Origin of the sequence: Streptomyces niveiscabiei (assembly GCF_001419795.1) — a bacterium.
Classification (GTDB): domain Bacteria; phylum Actinomycetota; class Actinomycetes; order Streptomycetales; family Streptomycetaceae; genus Streptomyces; species Streptomyces niveiscabiei.
The window spans coordinates 1-9,180 of the sequence record NZ_LIRL01000466.1 but is presented as its reverse complement, the minus strand read 5'-3'; the positions used below and the strand labels follow the sequence as shown (position 1 = coordinate 9,180).

9 protein-coding genes are annotated in these 9,180 nt (G+C 71.2%); 3 read left to right on the top strand and 6 right to left on the bottom strand.

All coding sequences use genetic code 11. From position 1 onward, the window contains the following. The first annotated feature begins 134 nt into the window (after positions 1-134). The 3 genes from nth to AOK24_RS22620 all read left to right on the top strand — a co-directional run bounded on the left by nth (position 135) and on the right by AOK24_RS22620 (position 3,113). Positions 135-968, top strand: coding sequence for an endonuclease III (gene nth, locus AOK24_RS22630; RefSeq protein WP_055721895.1), 834 nt, complete (start codon positions 135-137; stop codon positions 966-968). 166 nt (positions 969-1,134) lie between these two features. Next, positions 1,135-1,839: an NUDIX hydrolase gene (locus tag AOK24_RS22625; protein ID WP_206191251.1), complete on the top strand. Its 705-nt coding sequence runs from the start codon at positions 1,135-1,137 to the stop codon at positions 1,837-1,839. 74 nt (positions 1,840-1,913) lie between these two features. Further along, positions 1,914-3,113 (top strand): MarP family serine protease, encoded by a 1,200-nt coding sequence (locus AOK24_RS22620; protein ID WP_055721894.1) that lies wholly within the window; start codon positions 1,914-1,916, stop codon positions 3,111-3,113. Between the two features lie 25 nt (positions 3,114-3,138). Here the strand turns inward: AOK24_RS22620 and AOK24_RS50990 are convergent, their stop codons facing one another. From AOK24_RS50990 to AOK24_RS22595, 6 genes are all read right to left on the bottom strand, one after another. Beyond that, complete coding sequence (locus AOK24_RS50990) at positions 3,139-3,321, bottom strand: hypothetical protein (protein ID WP_079056939.1); 183 nt, start codon at positions 3,319-3,321, stop codon at positions 3,139-3,141. A gap of 160 nt (positions 3,322-3,481) precedes the next feature. Then, complete coding sequence (locus AOK24_RS22615; protein WP_055721893.1) at positions 3,482-4,411, bottom strand: alpha/beta fold hydrolase; 930 nt, start codon at positions 4,409-4,411, stop codon at positions 3,482-3,484. Further along, positions 4,408-4,896 (bottom strand): phage holin family protein, encoded by a 489-nt coding sequence (locus tag AOK24_RS22610; RefSeq protein WP_055721892.1) that lies wholly within the window; start codon positions 4,894-4,896, stop codon positions 4,408-4,410. The genes AOK24_RS22615 and AOK24_RS22610 overlap by 4 nt, the downstream gene beginning before the upstream one ends. 53 nt (positions 4,897-4,949) lie before the next feature. Further along, positions 4,950-6,362: a Na+/H+ antiporter NhaA gene (gene nhaA, locus AOK24_RS22605; RefSeq protein WP_055721896.1), complete on the bottom strand. Its 1,413-nt coding sequence runs from the start codon at positions 6,360-6,362 to the stop codon at positions 4,950-4,952. A gap of 191 nt (positions 6,363-6,553) precedes the next feature. Continuing rightward, complete coding sequence (acs, locus tag AOK24_RS22600; protein ID WP_055721891.1) at positions 6,554-8,509, bottom strand: acetate--CoA ligase; 1,956 nt, start codon at positions 8,507-8,509, stop codon at positions 6,554-6,556. 225 nt (positions 8,510-8,734) lie between these two features. Beyond that, on the bottom strand, positions 8,735-9,180 hold a 446-nt coding region (locus tag AOK24_RS22595; protein ID WP_167376853.1), incomplete at its 5' end, for a carbonic anhydrase.

The window sequence follows — 9,180 nt, the reverse complement described above, 5'->3', positions numbered from 1 at the left end:
GGCGGATGCCGGTGCCGGGCTCTAGGCTGGTCGGGAGGGATGGGGGGAACGGGCGGGCGGTCCCCCCAGGGGATTCCGCTGTGGGCGAACAGGACGTCGGGGGGATCTCTGGTGGCGGCACGAAAAGGGCAGACATGACGGAGAAGGCTTCTGTGAAGAAAACGTCCGCAGACGGGAAAACCGGCGGCGGGAAGACCGAGTCCCGTACGGCGCTCGTGCGCCGGGCCCGCCGGATCAACCGCGAACTCGCCGAGGTCTATCCGTACGCCCACCCCGAACTCGACTTCGAGAACCCCTTCCAGCTCGTCGTCGCGACGGTCCTGTCCGCCCAGACGACCGACCTGCGTGTCAACCAGACCACCCCGGCGCTCTTCGCCAAGTACCCCACGCCCGAGGACCTCGCCGCGGCGAACCCCGAGGAGGTCGAGGAGATCCTCCGGCCCACCGGCTTCTTCCGGGCCAAGACCAAGTCCGTGATCGGCCTCTCCAAGGCGCTCGTCGAGAACTTCGGCGGCGAGGTCCCGGGCCGCCTTGAGGACCTGGTCACCCTCCCCGGCGTCGGCCGCAAGACGGCGTTCGTGGTCCTGGGCAACGCGTACGGCCGTCCCGGCATCACCGTCGACACGCACTTCCAGCGCCTGGTCCGCCGCTTCCGGTGGACGGCGGAGACGGACCCCGAGAAGATCGAGGCCGCGATCAGCGACCTCTTCCCGAAGTCCGACTGGACCGACCTCTCCCACCACGTCATCTGGCACGGCCGCCGCATCTGCCACGCCCGCAAGCCGGCCTGCGGAGCCTGCCCCATCGCCCCCCTCTGCCCCGCGTACGGCGAGGGCGAGACGGACCCCGAGAAGGCCCGCAAGCTCCTCAAGTACGAGAAGGGCGGCTTCCCCGGCCAGCGCCTGAACCCGCCCCGGGCGTACCTGGACGCGGGCGGCAAGGCGGCCCCGCCGCTGGGGAGCGCGTGAGGAGACCCGCGCGCGCACCCGGAAGCGAACCCGGAAGCGAACCCCGCATGTCCGGGATGTGGACACCCACATGATCGGGGCCGAATCCGGGGAGGAGCATCCGCGTGGGGAACGATCTCGGGGGTGCCGGGCGTTGGGCAGGGAGAGAGCGGGGGGTGGTGTGGTCGTGCGGCATGCGGAGGGCGACGGGGTGTCGGTGGAGGTCGGTGTCGGTGTCAGTGACGAGGGACTGCCGGAGTGGCTGGAGCCCGTGGTGCGGGCGGTGCGGACGGTCAGGCCGGAGCAGCTGAGCAGGTTCCTGCCGCCGAAAGACGGGGGCGGGCGGCAGTCCGCCGTACTCATCCTGTTCGGGGAGGGGGAGCGCGGGCCCGAGCTGCTGCTGATGGAGCGGGCCGGTTCGCTGAGGTCGCACGCGGGGCAGCCCTCGTTCCCCGGCGGCGCGCTGGACCCGGAGGACGGCGACCCGCAGGGCGACGGCCCGCTGCGGGCCGCGCTGCGGGAGGCCGAGGAGGAGACGGGGCTCGACCCCGCGGGCGTACAGATCTTCGGCGTGCTCCCCAAGCTGTACATCCCGGTGAGCGGCTTCGTCGTGACGCCCGTGCTGGGCTGGTGGCGCAAGCCGAGCCCCGTCGGTGTCGTCGACCCGGCCGAGACGGCCCGCGTGTTCACCGTCCCCGTGGCGGATCTCACCAACCCCGCGCACCGCGCCACGACCGTGCACCCCAGCGGCCACCGGGGCCCGGCATTCCTGGTCGAATCGGCCCTCGTGTGGGGGTTCACGGCGGGCGTGATCGACCGGATCGTCCATTACGCGGGCTGGGAGCTGCCGTGGGACAAGGGCAACGAGGTCCCGCTGGACTGGCGGTCATGACAGGGTGTCCCCCGGACGAGGGACCCCAGGCCGACCCGGAGTGAGGGCGAGTTGAATAGGCGAGGCGCCGAGCGGTGAACGTGCTGGACATCCTGTTGCTGCTCGCGGCCGTGTGGTTCGCGGTCGTCGGCTACCGCCAGGGCTTCGTCGTCGGCATCCTGTCGGTCGTCGGGTTCCTGGGCGGCGGCCTGGTCGCCGTCTACGTCCTGCCGGTCGTCTGGGACGCCCTGACCGACAGCTCGGAGGTCAGTACGACGGCCGCGGTCGTCGCCGTTGTCGTCGTGATCGTCTGCGCCTCCGTCGGGCAGGCCCTCACCACGCACCTGGGCAGCAAGCTGCGCCGCTACATCACCTGGTCCCCCGCGCGCGTGCTGGACGCGACGGGCGGCGCGCTGGTGAACGTCGCGGCGATGCTGCTGGTGGCCTGGCTGCTGGGCTCGATGCTCGCGCAGACGACGCTGCCGACGCTCGGCAAGGAGGTCCGCGGCTCGAAGGTCCTGCTGGGCGTCTCGGAGACGCTGCCGGTCCAGGCGGACTCCTGGTTCAAGGACTTCACCTCGGTCCTCGCGCAGAACGGCTTCCCGCAGGTCTTCTCCCCGTTCGCCGACGAGCCGATCCGCGAGGTCGACCCCCCGGACCCGGCGCTCGCGGGCAGCCGGGTCGCGGTCGCGGCCAAGCGCTCCATCGTCAAGGTGATGGGGACGGCGGAGAGCTGCGGCAAGGTCCTGGAGGGCACCGGCTTCGTCTTCGGCGAGCGCCGCGTGATGACGAACGCGCACGTCGTGGGCGGCGTCGACGAGCCCACCGTCCAGATAGGCGGTGAGGGCCGCAAGTACGACGCGAAAGTCGTCCTGTACGACTGGAAGCGCGACATCGCCGTCCTGGACGTCCCCGACCTCGACGCGCCCGTGCTGCGCTTCACCACGGACGACGCGGGCAGCGGCGACGGCGCGATCGTCGCCGGCTTCCCCGAGAACGGCGCGTACGACGTGCGCGCCGCGCGCATCCGCGGGCGCATCGCGGCGTCCGGCGCCGACATCTACAAGCGCGGCACGGTACGCCGGGACGTGTACTCCCTGTACGCGACGGTCCGTCAGGGCAACTCGGGCGGCCCCCTGCTGACCCCGGAGGGCGAGGTCTACGGCGTCGTCTTCGCGAAGTCCCTCGACGACCCGCAGACGGGGTACGCCCTCACCGCGGACGAGATCCGGCAGGACATCACCGAGGGCCGTACCGCGTCCCAGCAGGTCGACAGCGACAACTGCGCGCTGTAGGCGTCAAGGCGAGGGGAGGGCCGGGTCAGCCTCGTGGGTGACGCAGGCGCACCGAGACCCAGCGGGCCCTGCGGCGCAGGATGCGCGGGATGCCCACCCGGAGGTCGCTGCCCGGCAAGTCCGGGTCGCTGCCTCGCTGGTGGGAGCTCAGGCCGTCGGCCGAGCGGCGGTTGCGTGCTGCGTCACTGTAGTCGTGCGTCCAGCCCATACCCCGACGTCTGCCCCCGCCCCAAGGTCGATAACCTCACTGGGGGCGCTCAATCGGCCTATGCGCCGGGCACATGGCCGTTCGTAGGACAAGCGTTCCCGTCCGGATACCGGGCGCATCGGCTCGTACACACACCGATAGTCCAGACCTTTCGGCCACGTCACCGGTCCGGCTCGGGATCCTTCAGCCAGTTGACCAGTTCCGACGAGAACGCCACCGGGTCCTCCTCCTGCGGGAAGTGGCCGAGCCCGTCGAACAGCCGCCAGCGGTACGGGGCTTCCACGTACTCCGCGCTGCCCGCCGCGCTCCGCGCCCGCGACACCGGGTCGAGGGAGCCGTGCAGATGCAGCGTCGGGATGCGCACCGGGCGCTTCATGCGCCGGTAGAACTGCACCCCGTCGGGCCGCGCGAGGGAGCGCACCAGCCAGCGGTACGGCTCGATGGAGCAGTGCGCGGTGGACGGGATGCACATCGCGCGCCGGTACACCTCCAGCGCCTCCTCGTCCGGCGGCACCGGCCCCGACCACTCCTGGATCAGCTCGCCGACCAGCGCCCCGTCGTCCGCGACGAGCCGCCGCTCGGGCAGCCACGGCCGCTGGAAACCCCAGATGTGGGAACTCGCCGCCGTCTGCTTGACGTCGGCGAGCATCGCGGAGCGCCACCGCCGGGGGTGCGGCATCGAGGCGACCGCGAGGCGCCGTACGAGCTTGGGGCGCATCACCGCGGCCGTCCAGGCGAGGTAGCCGCCGAGGTCGTGGCCGACGAGCGCCGCGTCCGGCTCGCCGAGGGAGCGGATGACGCCGGTGATGTCGAGCGCGAGGTTCGCCGGGTCGTAGCCGCGCGGGGTGCGGTCGCTGCCGCCGACGCCGCGCAGGTCGAGGGCGACGGCTCGGAAGCCCGCGTCCGCGAGCGCCGTCAGCTGGTGGCGCCACGTCCACCAGAACTGGGGGAAGCCGTGCACCAGCAGGACCAGCGGGCCCTCGCCGGCCTCCGCGATGTGGAAGCGGGCGCCGTTCGCGGCGACGTCGCGATGCGTCCAGGGACCGTCGGGTCGTACCACCGAGGAGGGCGCTGTCGAGGGGTCCGTCATGATGTCGAGCGTGCCACAGCCTCGACGGCCTTCGGGGCTTTGCCCTCGACGAGTTCGGGACGCGGGTGCGGCTTCGCGTTCTGGAGAACGCCGGCGGTCTCCTTCATGGACGCGGCGACCTTCTGCGGGCCCTTGCTCTTCGCGGCCTTCTTCGCCATGGCCACGCCGATCAGCCCGAGCACGACCGCGACCAGCACGTTCGCCGCGAACGACAGCAGGAAGCACACCGCCATGGGCCAGTGGCTCCAGCTGCGGATGCCGTACGCCAGCGCGAAGTTGAGCATCGGCAGCGAGAACAGCAGGACGACACCGGCGACGGTGAACGCGCCCCCGCTGATCGCACCCCGCTTCACGTCCCGCTTGAGCTGCGCCTTCGCCAGCGCGATCTCGTCGTGCACCAGCGCGGACATCTCGGCCGTCGCGGAGGCGAACAGCTGTCCGACACTGCGTTCGGCGCCGACCGGGCTGTCGTCGGGTGCGCTCATCGCGTTCTCCCTCGTCCTCTTCACAAGCTCTCGATTTGTACCGTCCCGTCAGATCATGCCGGACGCCCGTCCCCGGCGCCCGTCCCGCCCGGTACTTGTGCGGCCATGTCCCGGGCGATACGGCGGTGCTCGGCCGCCTTGCGCTCGTGGATCTCCGCCATCCGCAGGTGGTACGCCGGGTCGTCCCGCTCGTACACGTCCGGGATGCCGCTGGCGTCCTCGTCGCGCTCCTCGTCCTCCGCGAGCCGGCGGTACTTCGCGTTGCGCAGCTTCAGCAGGACGGTCGCGCAGCACGCCGAGATCAGCGAGCCGATCAGGACGGCGGCCTTCACCTCGTCCGTGAGCGCCGAGTCCCCGTCGAACGCCAGCTCGCCGATCAGCAGCGACACGGTGAAGCCGATGCCCGCGAGGGACGCCAGCGCGAAGACGTCCGCCCAGGCGAGGTCCTCGCTCAGCGACGCCCGCGTGAACCGTGCCGTCAGCCACGTCCCCCCGAAGATCCCCAGCGTCTTCCCCACGACCAGACCGAGCACGACACCCAGCGTCTCCGGCTTCCCGAACACGTCCCCGAGCGCCCCGCCCGACACGGTCACCCCCGCGCTGAACAGCGCGAACAGGGGTACGGCGAGACCGGCCGACAGCGGCCGTACGAGGTGCTCGATCCGCTCGCCCGGCGAACGCGTCTCGCCCTCCCGCGTCGTACAGCGCAGCATCAGGCCCATCGCGACGCCGGCGACCGTGGCGTGGACGCCGCTGTTGTACATCAGCGCCCAGATGACGACGGCGAGCGGGACGTACACGTACCAGCCCGTCACGCCCTTGCGCAGCAGCACCCGGAACAGGACCAGCCCCGCCACCGCGCCGCCCAGCGCCGCGAAGTTCAGCGAGCTCGTGAAGAACACGGCGATGATCAGGATCGCGAACAGGTCGTCCACGACGGCCAGCGTCAGCAGGAACGCGCGCAGGGCGCTCGGCAGGGACGTCCCGATGACCGCGAGGACGGCCAGCGCGAACGCGATGTCCGTCGCGGTGGGGACGGCCCACCCCACGAGCGAGCCCCCGCCCCCGGCGTTGACGATGGTGTAGACCAATGCCGGTGCCGCCATCCCGCACAGCGCCGCGACGACCGGCAGCGCCGCCGCCCGGGGGTCCTTGAGGTCACCGGCGACCAGTTCGCGCTTCAGCTCGATCCCGGCGACGAAGAAGAAGACGGCGAGCAGTCCGTCGGCGGCCCAGTGGGCGACGGACAGGTCGAGCCCGAGGGCGGACGGGCCGAGGTGGTAGTCGCTGACGTCCGCGTAACTCCCCTTGAGCGCGGGCACGTTGGCCCACACCAGCGCGGCGACGGCAGCCGCGAGCAACAGCACCCCGCCGACGGTCTCGGTCCGCAGCGCGTCCGCCACGAACGTCCGCTCGGACAACGACATCCGCCCGAAGAACTTCCGGGCGTTACGGGGGGCGGTCACGGGGAACCTCCGGTCTCTGGACATGCCGACGGACATGCCGACCAGACTTCCCGGCGCACCTTGACGATCCCCTCCGGGGATCTTGTCGCATCTTTGACGTGACTTTTACCAGCGTACCGAAGGCGGGGGCGGGGAGGCGATCTCGCTCCCGGCACCCTTCTCGGTGCCGGGAGCATTTCTGTCGGGCGGGGTCAGTCCTCGCTCGGCGCGGCCGGGAGCTTGGCCTGGATGAGGTCCATGACCGTGGAGTCGGTCAGCGTCGTGACGTCGCCCAGTTCACGGTTCTCGGCGACGTCCCGCAGCAGCCGGCGCATGATCTTGCCCGAGCGGGTCTTCGGGAGCTCGGCGACCGGGAGGACGCGCTTCGGCTTGGCGATGGGCCCGAGGGTCGCGCCCACGTGGTCGCGGAGCCCGGAGACCAGGTCCTCGCTCTCCGACGCCGTACCCCGGAGGATGACGAACGCCACGATCGCCTGCCCGGTCGTCTCGTCACTCGCGCCGACGACCGCCGCCTCGGCGACCGAGGGGTGCGAGACGAGCGCCGACTCCACCTCCGTCGTGGAGATGTTGTGCCCGGACACGAGCATGACGTCGTCCACGCGGCCCAGCAGCCAGATGTCGCCGTCGTCGTCCTTCTTCGCGCCGTCCCCGGCGAAGTACTTGCCCTCGAAGCGGGACCAGTACGTGTCGATGAACCGCTGGTCGTCGCCCCAGATGGTGCGCAGCATGGAGGGCCACGGCTCGGTGAGGACGAGGTAGCCGCCGCCCCCGTTGGGCACCTCGTTGCCCTCGTCGTCGACGACGGTCGCGGAGATCCCCGGCAGCGGCGTCTGCGCGGACCCGGGCTTCGCCTCGGTGACACCGGGCAGCGGCGAGATCATCATCGCGCCGGTCTCGGTCTGCCACCACGTGTCCACGACGGGCGTCTTCTCGGCGCCGATGTTCTTGCGGTACCAGACCCACGCCTCGGGGTTGATGGGCTCGCCCACGGAGCCGAGGACCCGCAGGCTGCTGAGATCGAACTTCGCGGGGATGTCGTCGCCCCACTTCATGAACGTACGGATCGCCGTGGGCGCCGTGTACAGGATCGACACCTTGTACTTCTGGACGATCTCCCAGAAGCGCCCCTGGTGCGGGGTGTCGGGGGTCCCCTCGTACATGACCTGGGTCGCCCCGTTGGCGAGCGGCCCGTAGACGACGTACGAGTGCCCGGTCACCCAGCCGATGTCGGCGGTGCACCAGTACACGTCCGTCTCGGGCTTGAGGTCGAAGACGGCGTGATGGGTGTACGCCGCCTGCGTGAGGTAGCCGCCGGAGGTGTGCAGGATGCCCTTGGGCTTACCCGTGGTACCCGAGGTGTACAGGATGAACAGCGGGTGCTCGGCGTCGAAGGCCTGCGGTGTGTGCTCGGCGGACTGCCGTCCGACGACGTCGTGCCACCACAGGTCGCGGCTGTCGTCCCAGGCGACGTCCTGCCCGGTGCGCCGTACGACGAGGACGTTGCGCACGCCGCCCGCCTTGGCGACCGCGTCGTCCACGGCGGGCTTGAGCGCCGCCGGCTTCCCGCGCCGGTGGCCGCCGTCTGCCGTGATGACGACCTTCGCGTCGGCGTCCTGGATGCGCGTGGCCAGCGCGTCCGCCGAGAAGCCGCCGAAGACCAGCGAGTGCGGGGCGCCGACGCGGGCGCAGGCCAGCATCGCGACCGCCGCCTCGGGGATCATCGGCAGGTAGATCGCGACCCGGTCGCCGGGCTGGACGCCCAGCTCCAGCAGCGCGTTCGCCGCCCTGGAGACCTCGTCCTTCAGCTCGGCGTAGGTGATGGCCCGGCTGTCGCCGGGCTCGCCCTCGAAGTGGATCGCGACCCGGTCGCCCAGGCCGTTCTCGACGTGCCGGTCGACGCAGTTGTACGCGACGTTCAGCGCGCCGTCCGCGAACCACTTCGCGAACGGCGGGTTCGACCAGTCCAGCGTCTCGGTCGGCTCCTCGGCCCAGCTCAGGCGGCGGGCCTGCGCCGCCCAGAAGCCGAGCCTGTCAGCCTTGGCCTGTTCGTACGCCTCGGCCGTGACGTTGGCGGCTGCCGCCAGGTCAGCCGGCGGAGCGAAGCGCCGCTCCTCCCTCAAGAGGTTGGCCAGGCTTTCGTTGCTCACGACATCTCCCTTTCCCAGGGTGTCCGTTGTGTCCCAGGCCACAGCTCATCAGACCCGGGGGGCGATGACAAGGGTCGGCCGATCAATGGTTTAGACCTGTAGGACTCCAGAACCAGCCGGGTCATTCGTACCCACGGATCTCGGGGAGGGGGAGTTCAGCGGGTGTAACACCTTTCACACTTCGGGGGGTTGGGGTTCGAATTGCCGGTCCGTGGGGAGGGCGGCTCAGACCGGCCGGTCCGTCGTCCCCACGTGGTCGAAGACGCCTTCCGTCAACAGGTACGCCTGCGCCTCCCCCACATGGAAGTACATGCCGTGCAGCTCCAGCGCGCCGGTGCGCAGCGCGCGGGCCACCGACTCGTGCGCGCGCAGGTGGTCCAGCTGCTGGACGACGTTCGTGAGACAGAGCTGCTCCACCGCGTCCGCGGGCGCCCGCCCGGCGAGCCTCGCCCACGCGCGGCTGTCGTCGGCCATCCGCTCCAGGCTCGGGCGGCCGTGCCGCAGCCAGCGCTTGAGCGGGGTCTGCGCGCCGCCCGGTTCGGTGGTCAGCAGTGCCTGCATCGCTCCGCAGCCGGAGTGGCCGCACACGGTGATCGAGCGGACGTTCAGCACGTCCACCGCGTACTCGATCGCCGCGGCCACGGAGTCGTCGCCGCTCTCCTCGCCGGGGA

What these genes read in the sequence shown, in the direction of transcription:
- AOK24_RS22610 (WP_055721892.1), bottom strand. Translation starts at nt 4,896, where the DNA reads ATGAGCGCACCCGACGACAGCCCGGTCGGCGCCGAACGCAGTGTCGGA.
- AOK24_RS22615 (WP_055721893.1), bottom strand. Translation starts at nt 4,411, where the DNA reads ATGACGGACCCCTCGACAGCGCCCTCCTCGGTGGTACGACCCGACGGT.
- nth (WP_055721895.1), top strand. Translation starts at nt 135, where the DNA reads ATGACGGAGAAGGCTTCTGTGAAGAAAACGTCCGCAGACGGGAAAACC.
- AOK24_RS50990 (WP_079056939.1), bottom strand. Translation starts at nt 3,321, where the DNA reads ATGGGCTGGACGCACGACTACAGTGACGCAGCACGCAACCGCCGCTCG.